We start from the raw sequence: 19,602 nt of genomic DNA on the forward strand, positions 1-19,602 counted from the left end.
AGTACCTTTTTTCCATCGCGGACGGGTGGAAGGAGACATAAAGGGATTCTGCTAAAGGAGAGTCAGAACATGAAAAGAAGATACGCAGCTCTGCTTATGGCAGCTCTGCTTGCCGCCGGGACAGGACTTACCGGCTGCGGACAGGAAGAGGACAGGAGCGCTCAGGACGTACAGGGTTATTCTGACAATGTGGCTGCACAAGAAAACGGGGCGGCCGATGCATCGGAAGAAGACGGGACTGAGGCAGAATTCCAGGCGGGGCAGGCCGGAAGCGACCAGCCCGGATGGACGCTGCTCCTGTATCTGTGCGGTTCCGACCTGGAGAGCCAGGGAGCCATGGCCTCCATGAACATCGAAGAAATGTGCAGCGCCTCTGTCCCGGATGATGTCAATGTCATTGTGGAGACAGGCGGATCCTCGGAATGGAACTGGGAGGGGATTGATGCGGATGAACTTGGCCGCTACGAGCTCCGGGACGGAAGTCTGAATGAGGTTGGCAGCGCGGAATCCGCGTCTATGGGCGACCTGTCCACACTGGCCGACTTTATCAGCTGGGGGGTATCGCAGTACCCGAGCGAGCATTACGGGCTGATCCTCTGGGATCATGGCGGCGGGAATGCGGAAGGCGTCTGCTATGACGAGCTCTATGAGAATGACAACCTGACGCTGGAGGAACTGGAGGCCGCTCTTGGGAGTGCTTCCTGTACATTTGATTTTATCGGGTTTGACGCCTGTCTGATGGCTAGCCTGGAGACGGCCAAGGCCGTGGACGGCGCTGGCTATTATCTGGTTGCCTCGGAGGAGACAGAACCGGGGGAAGGATGGGATTACGCGGCCATCCTGAATGCACTGGACGAGAATTCCGCCTTAAAAGGCGATGAGCTGGGGAAAGTGATCTGCGATTCCTTTCTGGAAAAGTGCATCCGGCTGGACTGCGAAGATGAGGCAACGCTTTCCGTTGTCAATCTGTCAAAGATCAGCATGCTGGACAGCGCTTTTGATGACTACACCGGGGGAATGGCTCTTGCGGCAGGCGATGTCCGGACACTGAACGATGTGGCCGGGGCCGCGGACAGGACAGAGTCATATGGAGGAAACACGGAATCCGAGGGCTACTGTAACATGGTGGACATGGCGGATCTGGTGGAAAATACGCAGGATTCTGTACAGAGCGACGGAACAGAGCTCCTGTCTGCTGTGGAAGATGCCGTAGTGTACGAGACCCACGGACAGAGCCGTGAAAATTCCAACGGACTTTCCGTCTTTTATCCGATCAGCGTCACAGAGGAAGAGCTTTCCGGTTACGTGCAGAACTCGGACAATACCCCTTACCTGCAGTATATCGCGGCGGTGACAGATAATTATGATTCTGTTGACTGGACAGAAGCCTGGAGCGCCTATCAGTCTGCGGGACAGGACGCGGAGGCCACGGAGGGGGACGCGGAAGGCACCGGGGATGAGCTGCAGAGCCAGCTGTCAGACCTGGTTCCGGTAACTGGCAGCGATTTCGATATTCAATATGAACAGAGCTTGGATGAAGACGGGTTTCTGAATCTTTTTATCACCTCCGGGCTGGATGCGGTGAAATCGGTACATTTTCTTCTGTGGTATGAGACAGACGGATCTGAGGACGGAGCAGCTTCCGAATTTGTCTATCTGGGAGAAGACAATGATATCGAGGCAGACTGGGAGAGCGGGCAGTTCCGTGATAACTTCCGGGGTACCTGGATGACCGTCGGGGGAGAACCGGTAAACGCAGAACTGATAGAAGAAACGGACAATTATAATCTTTATTCCATTCCGGCAGAAGTGAACGGGGAAGAAACCAACCTGCGCGCTGTCTATGATTTTACGGAGGAAGCTTATCGGGTACTGGGCACCTACGACGGTCTGGAAGAAGGCGGCGATTCCATGACAAGCAGGGGGATTCATCCGCTGGAGGAAGGAGATGAGGTTGTCTTCCTTCTTCCCACTTATGAAGCCGACACAGACGAGGAAATCTGGTATTACACCGATGCGGTGACATGGTCCGATGATGTTGTCATGGAGGATGAGGATCTGGGCGACGGTTTCTTCCTGTACATGTATGAAATCGAGGATATGTTCGGGACAGAATATGATACCGACCCGGTTGAGATGCAGGTAGACGGAGATACTATTATTCCTTATGAGAGCTAGGAGAAGCTTTTCCCAGGGGGCGGCAAGTCTCTTCATCAGATGCATACAGGATGTAAAGCTTGACGGAAAGCTGAACAGCAGCAAAAAAGGCCAGGGATGCAGTAAAGCCATTCCTGCCGGGCAAGTCTTCCGGAGACTGATTCTTCATAGAAAATTACAAAAAGTAGTCATTCGATACGGCTGTCTGAGAAAATCAGACGGCCGTCTTTTCTGTGCGCCCGGCGGGCGCACGTTCTATAGGGTGAAAGTCCCGACCCCGCCCGGCAGTGGGAAGGGGATAGCCGAACAGCAAGGGTTTGGATGCCATGAGGGCGTGTGAAAAAACTTTTCGTTTTTTCACACGCCCTTTTTTACAAAGTGTCTTCCTGGAGATGGTCAGACTCTGCAAAGAACTGGCTTTTTACTGACCATTTGCCGCAAGTAAACCAACTGCAGTGCCAAAGTAAGTGATGGTCTGATCTGCATCCAGGTACTCCGCAGTGTAGGTAGTGCCATTCTGATCATAGAAAGCAGCAGAGCCGTCGTCTCCCTCAACACATCCGATGCTGAAGCTATTACCGGTATATACATCTGTTCCGTCCAGTACCGTCCACGTAATTCCGTCATCGCCGGATTCCTTCTGGGTTGCAGTGTACTGTCCGCAGAGGACGTCTCCGGTACCATCTGTATCCACAGTGATAAGTGCTACATAATTATTTTCATCCGGTCCCTGGAACAGAGCGAATACAAGCTCATTTCCGTTGTCATCCTTTGCGTACAGGCCAGTCTGAATCATATCAGCAGTAATATCGCCAAGAGAGAAGGTACCGTCCGAGGAAGTGCTTGCAGTATCCACGGAAGCGCTTGCGGACGCAACGGAGTCACCGGAAACATCTTCATAGCTGCCGGAATCTGCATAACTGCTTGCGTCTTCTGTATAGCTGCCGGAGCTTGCAGATGCGCCGGATGCGCTGGATGCATTGCTGCCGGACCCGCATCCGGCGAGTACGGAAACGGAAAGTACACCAGTTACAAGAATCGTGACAAGTTTGTTTTTCATAATTTCTCCTCCTGATATTGTGGGATAATTCCCGGATTTATTAGATTTGCTGTGGGACGATGGCTTCAGGATCTGTCTCATTTCACTAAAAGCCTTATCATCTTTTTAGGGAAGAAAGATGATGTGTTGTCTGCAATATCTTTAAACACATTATGCATGAACAGCGGCGTGTGAAAAAGTACAGCTTCTCGACAAAAAAAATCAAAATTGGTACTTGACAATAGAAAAGGCGATAAAAAAGGCAGGAGCTGGACAGAAGTTCAGACTATTAATAAATTTGCAAAATAAATAATTATATTATATCTCAAAATAATAATCAATAACCGATTATACCGGCTGTATCCGATTTTCTGTACTACAAAGAGCCGATTAACTCTGACATAATGGAATCGAAGCAAGGAGATAGGAACGCAGCAAGGAATATTGAATTCCCTGAAACCAGACAAAGCGTTCCCTCAAACGAGATAAAACACGCTGCGCGAGTTTTATCTCGCTATCGCGACGCTCGCCGCACACGAATACTTCGCATTCGGCTGCGGCTCACTGTTCGCGTAAATAAGAGCTTTTATAATATATATATTTATGAGGAGGTTACAAAGATGCTAGGAGTAAAAATCAAAACAGTGAAGACAAAGAATGAGTACACCATCGAGGAGTTCTATGATGCGATTAAGGACAAGAGCTTCTCCGCCGGAGCACCGGCATTGACAAAGCATGGATTCAGCACCATCGTAACATTCCCGCCGCTGGATCGCAGAAATCAGATCTGGATTGTTCCGGTATTAGGCGTCGGCAAAAAGAAAGCAAGCAAATTCCAGCTTTCCAAGCAGGAGATCGCAGGAGCAGGCAACGCCGCCGTCAATATGGCATTAAATGATCTTACAGGCGGACTGCTGGGACTTCGAGGCATTGCCGGAAAGAATACAAAGACAGCGGAGAAACTGATCGACATCACGGTTGAAGAGCTGAATGCATTAGGACTTTGATAAACAGGTAATTCCTATTATGGGAAAACATAATTTGCTGAAATAAAAGGAGAAATAATTATGAACCAGAATGCACCCGCTCATGGGAAAGCCATAGCAAGTTTAATATGCGGTATTGTAGGATTTATTTTCTGCTTCTTTGGTTACTCGGCGATTGTCTCCGTCATTCTCGGAATCGTTGGAATAGTTCTTTCAAGGAAAGCTAAGAAGGAAGGCAACGATGAGGCTATTCGCAAGATCGGATCTATTATCTCAATTATCACAGTGATCGCGGGAATTATCGGCATTATTGTTGCGGCGTTTGTTGTAGGTGCTGTAGTAAGCGGACTTGGTGCTATAGGAAGCAGTATGTAATACAATAAGCAGCAGGCTTGCCTGGCTGCGCAAATAACAGCCCTGGAAAGGAACGGTTGACACATGGAGCAGCTTCGGGTGGGTATATGTGAAGATGATAAGGAATCGCGTATCCGGCTTCTGGGTATGGTGACGGATTCTGCAGAGAAAGTTACCGCAGAGGCGTTTGAAAGTGCTGAAGATCTGCTGGATCATTTCTTTCCCGGAAAATTCGATCTTCTGATACTAGACATCTATCTGGGAAAGATGACCGGAATTGACGCTCTGGAACAGATCCGAAGAAAGGATACACGTGTGGTGGCGGCGATTGCCACAACCAGTCAGGATTTTGCGCTGGAATCCTATCGCCTTCGTGCCGCCCGTTATCTGGAGAAACCTGTAAAAGAGGATGATATCCGGGACCTGATCCGGGATGTTATTCACAAGAAAGAATCTGAGCCGCATTTCGAAGGTGAAGCGGGAGGCAAGAGGATACGGGTGCCTTTTGACTGTATTCTCTTCGCAGAACAGAGAGGGAAAAACATATGTCTGCATATGGATGACGGAGAAGAACTGGTTTTCCGTGGAAAACTGGATGACGAGAAGAGCAAATTTTCGGAGAAATATTTTTTTCGCTGTCATAAGAGCTTTCTGGTTAACCTCTCGAAAATTTGCGGTATAGACCGCGAGCTGCTGACCTTTGTCATGCAGGGGGGAGAACAGGTTCATATTCACCGACAAGGATTTTTTGCCGCAAAAAGAGCATATGAACATTATCTGTTTTCCATTGTTGAAGGGTGGAAAAATGAAGAGCAGGGGACGGACAAGTAAACGAATGCCGGGAGGTAATCATGAAAAACGTTCTGAAAAAGCTTTGGCAGGCACTTTGCATCCTTTGGGAAGACGTCATGATCGGTCTGAAAATACTTTTTTACGTCTTGGTTATCATATTTTTTCTGTTCGGTGTGATTGCATTGTTTTCAGGAGGTCCTGAACTTGGTATCGTTCTGATAATTGTTAACTTTTTACTTTTTCTGCTTCTTCGTAAACTGGACCATGTCGCAGACTTGAAATTTGAGGAAGAGTTCAAGGAAATCACACGTAGAAATCGTGAAGAGTCAGGTGTGCAGGAACAGCAGTGCAAGGAGAGAAAAGACCTTGGGGGATGAAGATCCGGGCGATGGATTCTTCCTGTATATGTATGAGACAACAGGTATTTTTAAACATCAATAAACAATAACAGTTAAATTCTTATAGAACAAGGAGGTAACGAAATGAATCTGGAATTAATCGGTGATGCAGGATCTCAGCTGGCGAAAATTCACCTCGGAAATGGTGAGGTCGCTAAAATTGAAAATGGCGCAATGGTTTATATGCAGGATGTGAAGCTTGAAGGAAAGCTGAACAGCAGCAAGAAGGGTCTCGGCGGTCTTCTCGGCGCAATCGGAAGAAGTCTTGTCAGCAATGAGAGCATGTTTATTACGCAGGTTGTTGGTACGGCTCCGGAAGGCGTTGTTGCAATTGCCCCCTCAGTTCCCGGAAAGATTGCAAAGCTTGAGGTTGGTGCAAAACAGTACCGTTTGAATGATGGAGCATTCTTTGCCTGTGATGATTCCGTAAACTACAAGATGCAGAAGCAGAATATCAGCCAGGCGGTATTCGGAGGATCTGGCGGACTGTTTGTTATGGAGACAGAAGGACAGGGAGATCTGCTGATCAGCGCATTCGGCGATCTTATTGAGCTGGAGTGCACACCTGTGAAGCCGATCACCATTGACAATGAGCATGTTGTAGCATGGGATGCAAGTTTGAATTACAGCATCGAGGTAGCGTCCGGAACCTTCGGTTTCACAACGGGCGAGGGACTGGTTAATAAGTTTACCGGGAATGGAAAAATCCTGATTCAAACCAGAAATATTCATTCTCTTGCAGATGCTGTTAAGCCGTTCCTGCCGGATAAGTCGGATGGAGATTGAGCGTTAGAAATTTCAGACTGTAGACAAAGGGCGTGTGAAAAAACGAAAAGTTTTTTCACACGCTCTTCCTGTCATTCTTAGGAAGGAGAAAACTGATTTTTTCAATCAGAAATATGAAAAAGAAACGTTTGTGCTGATCGTTTCTATATTTTTGATACTACGCTGAATTTGTGATAAAGATTTGCTCAGTCTATGAACATTCTGTGACCCCTCTGAAAAAAACAGCCCGCCTGCCGGGGAGGCGCAGACGAAAGAAGACTGGGCAAAGAGAGACCCGTCCCATTCCGTCAATTCCCGTATTGTTTACATGTGGTGCCTTTAAAAATACACATTCTGCCTTTATAATGTAGCTATGCAGGAAGTAAAGCTGGAGAGAGAGGAGTTTTTTCCGGTTCTCCGGCATTAATAAAAACGGGGAGGGAAAATGCATGGAAAAATTGAGACAGGCAGACCGTGACATCCTGCTCTGGATTCAGAACAATTTCAGAAACAGATATGCAACGGTTTTCTGGAAGATTATGACCGCACTGGGCAACCTCGGAATATTCTGGTTCGCGGTCTGTGCGGTCATGTGGTTTATGCCGCAGTACAAAAGGACAGCTGAGACAGCACTGGCATCTCTTGCAGCCTCTGCCGTCATAATCAGCCTGGTTTTGAAGCCGATCTTTCACAGGGTTCGTCCGTATGACACGCATGAGGTCCTGATTCCGCTGATCCCTCATCCGAAGGATCTTTCATTTCCATCTGGCCATACTGCTGCCTCCTTTTCGTGCGCAGTCGTATTTATGCTGCGAGTTCCGGCACCCGCAGGAATCCTCTTCCTTGTGATTGCCGCGCTCATCGCGTTCTCCAGAATCTATCTTGGCGTGCATTACCCGACCGATGTCGCGGCGGGCGCCGGAGTCGGTATTCTCTGCGCGGTATGCTGTGCGTGGCTGATACCCGTATAAATAAGATATGCCGCTACACGGATCATTACCACTACACGGATCATTACTGCTATATGGATGATTATCGCTATATGGATCAATGCCACAATGGAGAAGTTTCCGGCACGCACCGGACTGGGATTCGAGGAAGTGATGCGCCAGGAGGTATCCCGTCCGGAAAATCCGGAATTCCGCCTTTTTTGGTTGGGGGCGGAAATCAGCTCAGCTCCGGACATGACCGGGGGTTTTCCGGCGGCTGAACAGCATGCCGCCCAGCAGGCACAGCAGGACGCCGACAATGATGAAGGCGGATCCGGCGGCGAAGGAAAGACCGACGGTTTCGTGGAAGAAGATCACACCCATGATGGTGGAGGTCAGGGGCTGAATCGGGTAGAGTGCCGAGCAGTTGCTTGCCGGAAGGACAGCGAGTCCCTGATTCCACAGAATATAAGCAATACCGGTGCACAGGATACCGAGATATAATAAGCCCGCAATCACACCTCCGTTGATGTGAATCGTCGAATGAGTTACAGCGTGTTCGATCAGTGCGAAGACGAATTCACAAACAGCCGCCACTCCAATGGCATTTCTGGTGATGACGAGCGGATTGTATTTCGCAAGACCCTGACGGGTAAGAACGGAGACGAGAGACCACAGAAGAACAGAGGCAATCGACATCAGTATGCCCGGGAGATTGATGTTTCCGCCGGTTCCCAGGATCAGATAAACGCCGAATACCGCCAGAAGGATTCCGATGATCTTACTTCCGGTGAGCTTCTCATGAAGAATCGGTACTGCCATAAGAGATATGGTAACCGGGCACATAGAATTGATCAGCGAAGCCATTGATGAGCCTGCGTACTTGGTGCCCATCAGCTGGATGCCGACGCCGATTGCATAGCCGAACACGCCCATCAGAATGACGTATTTCCACCCTTGCCCGTCAATCCTGGTACTTCGTCCCTGTTCATCCGTCCCGTTGGCATTCCATTTCCGGCTTCCGGTCTTCACGATGATACTCAGGGCAGCAAAGGCAATCGTAAAACGGCAGAACATGACGGCAAAGGTCGGCATATATCGCAGGACGACCGAACTAACCACGTAAAGACTCCCCCACAATACAAACACAAAGATAAGACCCAGATAGGCGGCAGTATTTTTTTCACAATAATTCCTCCTCATGATTTCACAGACCTCTATATTAACACAATGAAAACAGAATGGAGCGTCTTTCTTTATGTTTTGTTTTCCTTTACTTGTGGATGGAGATACTAATGGGCGGTATTTGATGGAGATATGGAGAGACAGATATGAAGCTGGCGATAATCGGAACCGGAAAAATAGTACAGGAAGCTCTTTATGCAATAGATTCTTTGCGCAGCATTGATACCCGTGCCATCTTCGGAAGAGCGCACAGCCGGGAGAAGGCGCGAAGTCTCGCGGATCAATACAGGATACCGGAGGTGTATACCGATTACGAAATGCTCCTGGAACAGTCAGACGCGGATACGGTATACATCGGTCTGATCAACAGCGTACACTATGCTTACGCGAAGGAGGCATTGCTTCACGGGAAGAACGTGATTCTGGAGAAACCGTTTGTCCTTGAGAGCAGTCAGGCGGAGGAACTGCGCGATCTGGCCAGGGAGAAAAATCGAATCATTCTGGAGGCTGTCACTGTGCTGCACAGCGCTGTCTTCCGGAAAATGCGGGAATGTCTTCCCGGTATTGGAGCCCCAAAGCTTGTCCTCTGTAATTATTCTCAGTATTCCCGCAGCTATGATGCGTATCTGAACGGTGTGATTGCTCCCGTGTTTGACCCGGCGCAGTACGGCGGGGCAGTGAACGATCTCGGGGTATATACGATTCACTACTGTGTCGGCCTGTTCGGAATGCCGGAGGATGCGGCGTATTTCCCAAACAGGGGCTATAACGGGGTGGACACTTCCGGAGTTCTTGTCCTGACGTATCCCGGCTTCATCTGTGTATGCGCGTCCGCAAAAGACTCGGACAGCCCGGGTTTCATCACTGTCCAGGGAGAAAAGGGATGGATGCGTGCAGACGGGAAGCCGAACGTGCCGGAAAAGCTGACGATTCAGACGCTTGATCAGGGAAATCCGTCGGTCAGTACAGATGCGGCGGGCGCGACTGTGCGGAAATCCATTGTAAAGGATTATTTACCGCCTGCAGTCCGGCACCGTATGACGCAGGAATTTGCGGACTTCGCAGAGATTATTGACGGGAAGGAGAATGCGGTAGCGGACGAACTGATGGAGGAAACCATTCAGGTGGTGAAGGTCCTTGAGATGGCAGGCATGCAGGATCACATGCGTTCATGATCCAGAATGCCGCATGTCCCTTGCCAGGATTAATACAAATAGGGGAATTTGTTTATGAAAAGATTCACAATTTTTCTAACCACCGCCATAAGTATTTCACTGTTATCCGCTTGCGGAGATCGTCAAACATACGAAAACCATACATCTGAACCGATGAAAGAGCAGCCAACAGCCACGCCTGAACCTACTGAAGAAATACCAACGGTCACACCCGAACCTTCTGAAGAGACACCAACGGTCACACCCGAACCTACTGAAGAAACACCGACAGTCACACCTGAACCTACTGAAGATTCACAGACAGATGAAATATGGTGGCGTTCTATCACAATCACGACAACCGCACCAGCTCCAGAAGACACAAATCCATACGGCTACAACATGAGTCAGTATTCTGATGGAGAAGATTTATACGATGATAATGAAGATGATTTCGAGGACGAAGAAGAAGCAGAAGATTATTATGATGATTATGGAGAATAAATAATGTATTATGAGGATTTTCAGATTCAGGATATCAGTCCTGATGATTTATGATCATGCGGGCTGTATCTCGTGACTGCTCGATGGCTTTGTCGTAATTGACACATCGACCATTCAAACAGATTTGCATCCCACAGACCTTCTCTAATTTTTGTGCTAAACAGAGAGAATAAAAAAACAGTTTTTTTCTCATAGGTTGACTTCTAATAAAACGTGCAGTTAGAGAAAAGCTGCGTGCAGTACAACGGCCCAAAAGCTTGAAAACACTCGATAATTCCTCCTGTGCAAAAAGCTGGAGAACCATCTGAAATGATATTTTGTCTGCCTTGGCCTGATTCTTTAACCTGGTCAGCACAGATGCAGTCATATTTTTTACAGCCATATTCCCAGTACCTCCCGAACCTTTTTCTCGACATGCAGCTCTTTGGCATACTTCATGAGCCTTGCGGTTGATTTTTCCGGATCACTTACATATCTCTGTACAGCAGTATTAAAAACTTCTCCATCGACTTTATTCCGATGAAGAAGCAGATCACACATCGTACGTTCTCGATCATAGACTTTTATTTTTTGCCCATCGATTTCTGTTTCACTAATTCCGATAAGATAGCGCTCTTTTCGAATAAAATGCGGCTTAACAATCGGGTATTCAATATAAAAGCGCGTCCGGGTACTTGTGCTTTCTACAGCTATATGCCATGCGGATGGTGTTCTATCGGTATACCCGTAATGCTCCAGCGCACTTTCCATACAAAGAACTCCATCAGGAAACAGAACTGCAAGAGTCGGGATATCAGAAAAAGAATTATCTCCTGCATACTGATAATATCCTCTACGTATCTGCTCAATCTGATTTGCGGCCAGCAGCTCCTGTATTTTTTTGTAGTAAAATCCTTCCTGCTTCAGTTCTGCAGTTCGCATTATTCCACCATGTTTCTCGAAGATTGCTGCCAGAGATTCCGCCATTTCCTCACCTCCATTTGCAAACCATACAACTCTGAATATGATGTTGTATAGTTTGGTAAAAACAGTATAGCCAATGGTATCCGAAAAGTCAATTATCAGCCAGTTCTTTTGTAAGCGGTTAATCGTCAGTACCTGTTGAACTCGGCTAATATTTGAGATGATCAAGTCAAATAAATCTAGGATTTTTTTGACTTTCCCAAAGGAGGCTGGGTATTAATGGACAAGATCACTTCCAATGTTCGACGCAGTCAGTGGTTTGACATCATTCATGCGTGTAATACCAGCGGTCTTACTTGGAAGTCGGCAGCTTCAAGTGGCCTCGAAATACCAAAGAGCTTGCTGAGATTTCACCGGAGCAGTTTCATCGTCTGCTTGACGGTTTTGTTGTGATTGACACATCGACTGTTCAAACGGATCTGCATCCCACGGACCTCCTCCAGGGCAGTCAGGCGGAGGATGCAGTGTATTTTCCGAACAGGGGCTATAACGGGGTGGACACTTCCGGAGTTCTTGTCCTGACGTATCCCGGTTTCACTTGTGTATGCGCTGCAGCAAAAGATTCAGACAGCCCGGGTTTCTTCAGCGTCCAGGGAGAAAGGAAAATTTAATTGGGAGTAGAGATTTTCTCCCAACGGCAGAGAATATCTCCCAAAACAATAAATGAAATGGGAGATAAATATTCGCCTTGGGTGTTGATTCCGCTTACCCTGCTGCTCCCGCTTCGTTTCGGAATTATGGGAGTATTGCTTGCGGGACCTGTTGCTGATTTTTCAGCGTTTATGCTATCTGTTGTACTGGTGGGTATAGAATTAAAAAAACAAAAAAATGACATGTAAACAACAGCCCTATGTGAAAACATTCTTTTTCCGCCGTTAAGTAATCAAGAAGCAAAAACTTAAAAACCGTTGCGATAAATTTTATAAATTCACCACCACAATCTGCGCAAAACATGAGTCCGGTTAACGGATTTGCTTTGCCCTGTGCTATTGGGCGGTGCTTGGTCTCTCTGATTTTCTGAACCACATACCAGGTGTCTTCATCAACAATAGCTTCCTGCGTATCTCTGAATATCATCCAGTCCTCCGGATTAGTATATTGGGAATGCTTGTCTTCGCAAGATAGTAGGATGGACGCTCAACCTTTTCGTTTGTGAGTATTCTGGCAACCTGCATCGGTCCATTCCCTTCAATAATTAACTGGAAAATACGTCTTACCACAGCAGCGGCTTCTTCATCAACAAGCCAGTGGTTGTTATCTTCCGGGTCTTTTTTGTATCCGTAGATGGCATTAGAAGTCAGATGTTTGCCTTCCATACCCTTGTTGCGAAGTACAGACTTGATTTTTCTGCTGGTATCACGCACATACCATTCATTCATAATGTTTAAGAATGGTGCAAATTCATTGGATTCAGAATGTGTGCTGTCAACACCATTGGAAATGGCAATAAAGCGGACGCCTTTTTCTCGGAATAAAACCTCCGTATAAAAGCCTACTTCCAGATAATTTCTGCCGATTCGACTCATATCCTTGACGATAACACATCCGATTTTTCCTTCTTCAATGTCGGCAGTCAACCGCTTCCAATCCGGTCTGTCAAAGTTAGTACCGCTATATCCATCGTCGGTATAGTGTGCAAGGTTCGTAAACCCCTGTTCTTTGGCATACTTTTCAAGCATTTTCTTCTGGTTTACAATGCTGTTGCTGTCCCCATTCAGTTCATCATCTCGTGACAGTCTTTCGTAAAGTGCTGTTATTTTGTTGTTGTCCGGTCTCTTCATAAAATCTCCTTTCCGAGGTAGCAATACCTCTGTGACCGGGCATCTATGGATGAATTTATTCTATCATACAGGGTCACTGCTATATAATCTTGTGATTCGGGAACAGATTTTCTAAAAATGACCATAAAAATGACAGGGCATGTAACCCTGTCATAAAGTTAGAAATTGTTCCTTCACTTATAGGAGAAATTCGAGGGGATAAACGGAACTGTTTTTTTCTAAACAATAGTATGTAAATGTTTACGACAAACTGCGATTTTCCTACGATTCATCATATCTTATTTATCAGTTTTTCTATTAACGAATTCACTTCCTCCGGTGCATCGGTATTTGAATTATGTCCTGCATTTTTAATCCATGCAATAGGAATTCCAGTATTTTTATGCCATGCATTATTGTAACGAATACAAGAACCGGCATGATCTTTTTCTCCACATATCAGTTGAGCCGGACAGTTTATCCTGTATGGAAGATTAGTTTCCATTGCTTCTGCCAATATTCTAAAACCATGACCTGCGATTTTGGCATATCTTTTTTGGTCACCATCGTAGATCATCATAATATCATGCATTAATTTTCTACCATATTCGGATGTAGCCACACCATTTGTTCCCGTTTTCAATAATGATTTCCAAGGATAGTATCTATATACTGGCTCCATTTTTTTCAGAAGCCACAGCTCGATTCCTGTTACATATTTTCTTTGTAAAGGAGCAGAATCAATAGAAATAAATCCTTTCAGCTTGTTGGGAAATAATTCTGCATACGCTTGACCAACATAACCTCCCATGGATTGTCCTATAATCACTGGATACCGAATGTTTTCCAAGCTCAAAATATCATCAAGCCATTTCGCTTTATCCGACAAAGAAAAATTAAATTCAAACGGCCAGGATTTTGCATGACCAGGTGCATCCCATACAAAAACATTATATATGCCTTCAAAGAATTCAATTTGTTTATCAAATAGTCTATGGTCGGCAGTTAAACCTGGAAGGAAAATCAAGGTTGCTTTTTCTGGATCTTGTCCCAGATTTATCCAATAATGAATACATCCACTTTGCGTTTTATATATCTTTTCATTCATTGCAAACACTCTTTCAAATTCAAGTTTTCTTTATTATAGTACTGATTAAAACGTGATACAACATATAAGAAGGACGGGACTAAATAAATGTCCTGTCCATATCATTATGCTATGAATATATCAGTTGTCAGGGCTCCAGCCTATCCGCAAATACAGTTCATAATCACGCTTATCATCAGAAGCTCCATGCGGAAGCGAAACGGCATTTATTATTATGTATATCCGTGTGTGTACCGGGATAAAAAACTGACCTGCCTTGCCTATGCAACGTCGAAAAGTCCGTTAGGGCCATTTACTTATCAGGGGATAATTATTGATAATGCCAAATGCGACCCGAAATCCTGGAATATACACGGAAGCAGAGCCGGGAACCTATGAAATCAAAGTAACCTGTAAAGGAGATGTGGTACTGCATTCCGTGACCATTCAGTAAAGGAAATGCAAACCTATTTTTACAATAAATAACTCAAAACTATAATACGAAAAGAAAAATATATGCTATCTTTATCCAAAAGAGAAAGATTGGCAGGAGGATGAAACATGGAAACAGCAAAAATAAAAGAATTGGTCTCCAGAATGACTCTGGAGGAGAAAGCATCTTTGTGTTCCGGGCTTGATTTCTGGCACACAAAAGGAGTGGAACGTCTCGGAATCCCTTCGGAAATGGTCTCAGACGGACCTCACGGACTCCGCAAGCAGGACGATAAAGCAGACCATTTGGGAATCAACGACAGCATTCAGGCTGTTTGCTTTCCAGCGGGATGTGCAACCGCATCCAGCTTTAACCGTGAGCTGGTGACAAAACTTGGAGAAACACTGGGGGAAGAGTGTCAGGCAGAAAATGTAAGCACAATCTTAGGCCCGGCTATGAACATTAAGCGTTCCCCGCTGTGCGGACGTAATTTTGAATACTATTCAGAGGACCCACTTGTGTCAACGGAAATGGCAGGTGCGCTTGTCCACGGCGTCCAGAGCAAACATATCGGAACAAGTCCGAAGCATTTTATGGCAAATAACCAGGAATATCACCGCTTAACAAGCTCTTCAGAAATGGATGAACGCACCATGCGTGAAATTTACCTTGCTTCTTTTGAAGGAATGGTAAAGAAGGAAAAGCCGTGGACCATTATGAACGCATACAACAAGCTGAACGGCACATACCTTTGTGAAAATAAAGAAATGCTCACAGATGTGCTCCGCAAGGAATGGGGATTTGACGGCTATGTAATGACAGACTGGGGTGCGATGAATGACCGTGTGGAAGCTCTGAAAGCAGGCTGCAATCTGGAAATGCCGTCCTGTGAAGGCGCTACGGATGTGGAAATTGTTGCCGCAGTACAGGACGGAACACTGGATGAATCTGTACTGGACAAGTCCTGTGAAGAATATTTGAATGTTATTTTCAAATATGAGGAAAACAGAGACAAAAACGCGGTATTTCAGCATGAAAAAGACCATGAGACAGCCCGGGAAATCGAAGAGGAGTGTATTGTGCTTCTGAAAAATGAGGATGCGCTTCTCCCGTTGTCCGCAGACAAAAAGGTGGCTTTTATCGGCAAATACGCCGAGGAACCACGCTATCAGGGCGGCGGAAGTTCCCACATCAACAGCTTTAAAACAGAATCTGCAATGGACGCCGTAGAATTTCTCGCAACTGTAAAAAAGGAAAACATCACATTTGCCAAAGGCTTTGATGATGTTGAGGATAAAGTGGATGAAGCATTGGCTGCAAAAGCCGTAGAGGCTGCTGCTAATGCGGATGTGGCGGTAATCTTTGCCGGACTGCCGGACAGCTTTGAATCCGAAGGGTATGACCGGAAGCATCTTGGGATGCCGAACTGCCAGAACGCACTGATTGAAGCGGTGGCGGAAGCACAGCCGAACACCATAGTTGTGCTTCACAACGGCGCTCCGATAGAAATGCCGTGGCTCGGAAAAGTAAAAGCCGTGCTGGAAGCCTACCTGGGCGGACAGGCTGTGGGCGGCGCAGTGGTCAATGTGCTTTACGGAAATGCAAATCCAAGCGGACGATTGGCGGAAACATTCCCACTTCGGATACAGGATACGCCGTGCTATTTGAATTACGGCGGAGAACATGACAAATCGGTTTATTCAGAGGGCGTATTTGTGGGATACCGCTATTACACATCCAAAGAAATGGAAGTCCTGTTCCCGTTCGGATACGGATTGTCTTATACGACCTTTTCTTACGGCAATCTTACGGTGGACAAAAAGGAGTTTAAGGAAAGTGAAAAACTGCTGGTATCCGTAGACGTAACAAATACAGGCGCATGTACAGGAAAGGAAGTCGTACAGCTTTACGTAGCGCCGAAGGGCGGAACAATCATCCGCCCGGTACGGGAGTTAAAAGCATTTGAAAAAACAGAACTTGCACCGGGTGAGACAAAAACCGTCACCTTTGAACTTGACAGCAGAGCCTATGCATACTGGAATACGGAAATCCATGACTGGCATGTGGAGACCGGAGCCTATGAAATCCAGATTTGCCGGAATGCACAGGAAGTGCTTCTGTCAGAGGAAGTACAGGTAGAATCAGAAACCGTCCTGCCGAAAGTGTATACCCTCAATTCCACAATGGGAGAAATCATGGCAGACCCGAAAGGAAAAGCCATATTGGAACAGGCAATGGGTGAAATGGAAGGAATGGACGGCGAGAGTACAGAGGAACAGATGCAGGATGATTCCGGAGTGATCAATGACGAGATGATGGCGGCAATGATGGAAGCCATGCCGCTCAGACAGATGCTGAGTTTTGTACCGGGAGTGACAAAGGAAGCACTGAACCAGCTTGTTGCAGCGCTAAACGCAGCAGAATAAACATACAGATCTACAAAAAAATACCGGGACAGGGGATTCAAGTTTCCTCTGTCCCGGAGTTTTTTTGAAAAATTGTGTTACAAAATTATAATAATAAACTTATATTTATAATACGGAATACTCTTCAACTGTTAGAATATTTAAAAAATGAACAAGCTGCATTAGGGAGGTCCGTATGAAAAAAATATCTTTAAACCAGAATTGGCAGTTTGCCAAAGGAACCATAACAATGATGGAGTTAATGATGGGAGACGCAGGAAATATAGAAAATATTGATTTGCCCCATGATGCCATGATTTATCAGGAAAGAACTCCGGCAACTGCGAATGCACATCAGACAGGATTTTATCCGGGCGGTGAATATACTTACATGAAAAAGTGGGAGATTCCGGAAGCGTGGAAGGGATGTACAGTTGTTTTGGAATTTGAAGGTGTTGCAGATACCTGCCGTATTTATATGAACGGGGATCTTGTAACAGAGCATGTGAATCCATATACAGGCATTTTTGCAGACGTCAGCGGTTATCTGAAGTATGGACAGGAAAATGAACTGAAAGTAGAAGTATGCAGTATAGAGCAGTCCAGCCGCTGGTATAGTGGCGCGGGGTTATACCGTCCTGTGTATGCATGGGTGGGAAAGACTGTGCATATTCCTGCTCAGGGGGTGCGTGTTACAACAAGAGAAGCTGACTGTGAGGCGGCAGTCGTGGAAGTAGAGGTTCCAATCTGTAATCGGGGAATGGTTTCCGAAACAGTACAGGTGGAAATTACATTGACCGGACCGAATGGGGCGGAAGCAGCCGCAGAGCACATACCGGTAACTGTTTTTGGAGAAAGCACGCAGATGTGCTGTCAGCGTTTGCTTGTAGAACATCCTGCATTGTGGAGTGATGAAACACCAAATCTATACTCCTGCCGGATTACAATTTCTGAGGATGAGAATCCAATAGACAGTGTAAATATTTCAACAGGAATCCGTACACTTCGACTGAATGCAAAACAGGGGCTGTTAGTGAACGGTAAACCAACGAAACTGAGGGGAACCTGTATTCACCATGATAATGGGATTATCGGAGCGGCAACATTTCCGGATGCGGAGTATCGGCGCTGCCGCCAGATGAAGGAAGCCGGATTTAACGCTCTTCGAAGTGCACATCATCCGATGAGTAAGGCAATGTTGGAAGCCTGTGATAAACTGGGGATGCTGGTGATGGATGAACTGAGTGATATGTGGACTCGGACAAAGAATCCCCATGACTATGCAAATTATTTTCCGACACATTGGAAGCAGGATGTGTGGGACATGGTGGAAAAAGACTATAATCATCCATGCGTGATTTTGTACTCGACCGGAAATGAGATTCCGGAGGCGGGCACTCAAAAAGGGGCAGAATGGAATCGGAGGATTCATGCAGAAATGAAACGGCTGGATGCCACACGCTATACGACGAACGGAATCAATGGTCTGATGGCAGGAAATGACCGAATGGGCGAAATTATGTGCCAGGCTACAGGGATGACTCCGGAGCAGCTTGAAGCGATGCAGCAGCCGGATGAGCAGAAGCGTGGAGGCGCAGATGAAATCAATGGGATGGCTGAGGTTATGGTGGGACCGCTGGCAGATGCGATTGCCACCAGTCCGATTCTGGAAGAAATGATAGGAGAATTTGCTGCGGCAAATGACATTGCCGGATATAATTATCTGACGGCATTACATGAAGAAGATCACATACGTCATCCGAATCGGGTTGTGCTTGGCACAGAGACTTTTCCGGCGGACATTGTTCATTTGTGGGATATCGTAAAGCGCAATCCACATGTGTTAGGAGACTTTACATGGACCGGATATGATTATCTGGGAGAGGCCGGATGCGGTATATTCCATTATAATGGAGGAGTGAATTTTTCAGCGCATTGGCCGGACAGACTGGCAGGTATCGGTGACATTGATATTCTTGGTGATCGTAAACCAATCAGTTATCTACGGCAGGCAGTATTTGGAATTGGCCATGCACCATCTATCGGTGTACTTCGGATGGATAAGGCAGGAATTGAAGTCGGAAAAACACCGTGGATGTGGAAGGATAACCTTGCAAGCTGGACATGGCCGGGATATGAAGGGGAAACAGCAAGTGTGGATGTTTATGCCAATGCAGATGAGGCAGAACTGTTCTTGAATGGGGAAAGTCTGGGACGAAAGTCGATTGGCGGAGTATATGTTGTGACGTATGAGGTACCTTATCATCCGGGAAAGCTAGAGGCAGTCAGTTATCTGAACGGAGTGGAGGCAGGCCGGGCTGTCTTACAGACAGCAGGGAAAGCGGTGAAGCTTAAGGTTGAAGCCGACCGGAATGAACTTCCTGCTGACGGAGAAAGTCTTACTTTCGTAAAAATCAGACTGGAAGACGCAGCAGGAAATTTCAATCGTCGGGAAAGTGCAACAGTTACAATTAAAGTAGAGGGATGTGCTGCATTGCAGGGATTCGGAAGTGCAGACCCGAGCTGCGAAGGAAGTTACCAGTCTCATACATGGAATACCTATGACGGCAGTGTAATGGCAGTAATCCGGGCTGCAAAATGTTCGGGGAAGGCAGTCGTAACCATTTCAGCGGTAAATTTTGCAGAAGAAAAACTCGTTCTGAACATCAAATAGAAAGATGCCCCGCCTGG

Annotated in this window: 18 protein-coding genes and 1 pseudogene; 13 read left to right on the top strand and 6 right to left on the bottom strand. The window is 46.5% G+C overall.

The annotated features are described in order from the left end of the window. The first annotated feature begins 69 nt into the window (after positions 1 to 69). Both ACTQ1O_RS05230 and ACTQ1O_RS05235 read left to right on the top strand, forming a co-directional pair. Positions 70 to 2,178, top strand: coding sequence for a clostripain-related cysteine peptidase (locus tag ACTQ1O_RS05230; protein ID WP_441486400.1), 2,109 nt, complete (start codon positions 70 to 72; stop codon positions 2,176 to 2,178). Further along, positions 2,168 to 2,497 carry a hypothetical protein gene (locus ACTQ1O_RS05235; RefSeq protein ID WP_441486401.1) on the top strand — a complete coding sequence of 110 codons (330 nt, stop codon included), beginning with the start codon at positions 2,168 to 2,170 and terminating at the stop codon, positions 2,495 to 2,497. Before ACTQ1O_RS05230 ends, ACTQ1O_RS05235 begins: the two co-directional genes overlap by 11 nt. A gap of 81 nt (positions 2,498 to 2,578) precedes the next feature. Here ACTQ1O_RS05235 and ACTQ1O_RS05240 read toward each other — a convergent pair whose 3' ends face one another. Further along, positions 2,579 to 3,217, bottom strand: coding sequence for a hypothetical protein (locus ACTQ1O_RS05240; protein WP_441486402.1), 639 nt, complete (start codon positions 3,215 to 3,217; stop codon positions 2,579 to 2,581). A 599-nt stretch (positions 3,218 to 3,816) separates the two neighbouring features. Between ACTQ1O_RS05240 and ACTQ1O_RS05245 the strand changes: the two genes are divergently transcribed. From ACTQ1O_RS05245 to ACTQ1O_RS05270, 6 genes are all read left to right on the top strand, one after another. Beyond that, positions 3,817 to 4,203: a hypothetical protein gene (locus ACTQ1O_RS05245; RefSeq protein ID WP_279198801.1), complete on the top strand. Its 387-nt coding sequence runs from the start codon at positions 3,817 to 3,819 to the stop codon at positions 4,201 to 4,203. 60 nt (positions 4,204 to 4,263) lie between these two features. Next, positions 4,264 to 4,557: a hypothetical protein gene (locus tag ACTQ1O_RS05250; RefSeq protein WP_279198802.1), complete on the top strand. Its 294-nt coding sequence runs from the start codon at positions 4,264 to 4,266 to the stop codon at positions 4,555 to 4,557. A gap of 78 nt (positions 4,558 to 4,635) precedes the next feature. Beyond that, positions 4,636 to 5,367, top strand: a complete 732-nt coding sequence (locus tag ACTQ1O_RS05255; RefSeq protein ID WP_441486403.1) for a LytR/AlgR family response regulator transcription factor — start codon at positions 4,636 to 4,638, stop codon at positions 5,365 to 5,367. A gap of 20 nt (positions 5,368 to 5,387) precedes the next feature. Then, positions 5,388 to 5,705 (top strand): hypothetical protein, encoded by a 318-nt coding sequence (locus ACTQ1O_RS05260; RefSeq protein ID WP_279198804.1) that lies wholly within the window; start codon positions 5,388 to 5,390, stop codon positions 5,703 to 5,705. 105 nt (positions 5,706 to 5,810) lie between these two features. Then, a complete protein-coding gene (locus ACTQ1O_RS05265; RefSeq protein ID WP_441100884.1) occupies positions 5,811 to 6,512 on the top strand; it encodes a TIGR00266 family protein in 702 nt (233 codons plus the stop codon). A gap of 428 nt (positions 6,513 to 6,940) precedes the next feature. Continuing rightward, positions 6,941 to 7,462, top strand: a complete 522-nt coding sequence (locus ACTQ1O_RS05270; RefSeq protein WP_441486404.1) for a phosphatase PAP2 family protein — start codon at positions 6,941 to 6,943, stop codon at positions 7,460 to 7,462. A gap of 201 nt (positions 7,463 to 7,663) precedes the next feature. Here ACTQ1O_RS05270 and ACTQ1O_RS05275 read toward each other — a convergent pair whose 3' ends face one another. Beyond that, complete coding sequence (locus ACTQ1O_RS05275) at positions 7,664 to 8,623, bottom strand: DMT family transporter (RefSeq protein ID WP_441486405.1); 960 nt, start codon at positions 8,621 to 8,623, stop codon at positions 7,664 to 7,666. Between the two features lie 128 nt (positions 8,624 to 8,751). On the opposite strand from ACTQ1O_RS05275, the gene ACTQ1O_RS05280 reads away from it, so the two are divergent. Further along, entirely contained in the window at positions 8,752 to 9,780 is a 1,029-nt protein-coding gene (locus tag ACTQ1O_RS05280) for a Gfo/Idh/MocA family protein (RefSeq protein ID WP_441486406.1), read from the top strand. Positions 9,781 to 9,834: 54 nt separating this feature from the next. Beyond that, a complete protein-coding gene (locus tag ACTQ1O_RS05285) occupies positions 9,835 to 10,263 on the top strand; it encodes a hypothetical protein (protein WP_441486407.1) in 429 nt (142 codons plus the stop codon). A gap of 34 nt (positions 10,264 to 10,297) precedes the next feature. Here ACTQ1O_RS05285 and ACTQ1O_RS05290 read toward each other — a convergent pair whose 3' ends face one another. Next, positions 10,298 to 10,645 (bottom strand): hypothetical protein, encoded by a 348-nt coding sequence (locus ACTQ1O_RS05290; protein WP_441486408.1) that lies wholly within the window; start codon positions 10,643 to 10,645, stop codon positions 10,298 to 10,300. Further along, positions 10,636 to 11,394 (bottom strand): type IV toxin-antitoxin system AbiEi family antitoxin domain-containing protein, encoded by a 759-nt coding sequence (locus tag ACTQ1O_RS05295; protein ID WP_441486409.1) that lies wholly within the window; start codon positions 11,392 to 11,394, stop codon positions 10,636 to 10,638. Before ACTQ1O_RS05295 ends, ACTQ1O_RS05290 begins: the two co-directional genes overlap by 10 nt. Positions 11,395 to 11,837: 443 nt before the next feature. On the opposite strand from ACTQ1O_RS05295, the gene ACTQ1O_RS05300 reads away from it, so the two are divergent. Further along, positions 11,838 to 12,065, top strand: coding sequence for a hypothetical protein (locus ACTQ1O_RS05300; RefSeq protein ID WP_441486466.1), 228 nt, complete (start codon positions 11,838 to 11,840; stop codon positions 12,063 to 12,065). Between the two features lie 94 nt (positions 12,066 to 12,159). Here the strand turns inward: ACTQ1O_RS05300 and ACTQ1O_RS05305 are convergent. Next, positions 12,160 to 13,007, bottom strand: a pseudogene (locus ACTQ1O_RS05305) (recombinase family protein); the annotation flags it as partial. 271 nt (positions 13,008 to 13,278) lie between these two features. Next, complete coding sequence (locus ACTQ1O_RS05310; RefSeq protein ID WP_117943784.1) at positions 13,279 to 14,094, bottom strand: alpha/beta fold hydrolase; 816 nt, start codon at positions 14,092 to 14,094, stop codon at positions 13,279 to 13,281. Positions 14,095 to 14,634: 540 nt separating this feature from the next. Between ACTQ1O_RS05310 and ACTQ1O_RS05315 the strand changes: the two genes are divergently transcribed. Together ACTQ1O_RS05315 and ACTQ1O_RS05320 are read left to right on the top strand one after the other, a co-directional pair. After that, positions 14,635 to 16,932 carry a glycoside hydrolase family 3 C-terminal domain-containing protein gene (locus tag ACTQ1O_RS05315; RefSeq protein ID WP_117943785.1) on the top strand — a complete coding sequence of 766 codons (2,298 nt, stop codon included), beginning with the start codon at positions 14,635 to 14,637 and terminating at the stop codon, positions 16,930 to 16,932. Between the two features lie 175 nt (positions 16,933 to 17,107). Beyond that, entirely contained in the window at positions 17,108 to 19,585 is a 2,478-nt protein-coding gene (locus tag ACTQ1O_RS05320; protein WP_441486410.1) for a glycoside hydrolase family 2 protein, read from the top strand. Positions 19,586 to 19,602 lie beyond the last annotated feature (17 nt).

Source organism: Bilifractor sp. LCP21S3_A7 (assembly GCF_052118825.1).
In the GTDB taxonomy this organism is placed as follows: Bacteria; Bacillota; Clostridia; order Lachnospirales; family Lachnospiraceae; genus Bilifractor.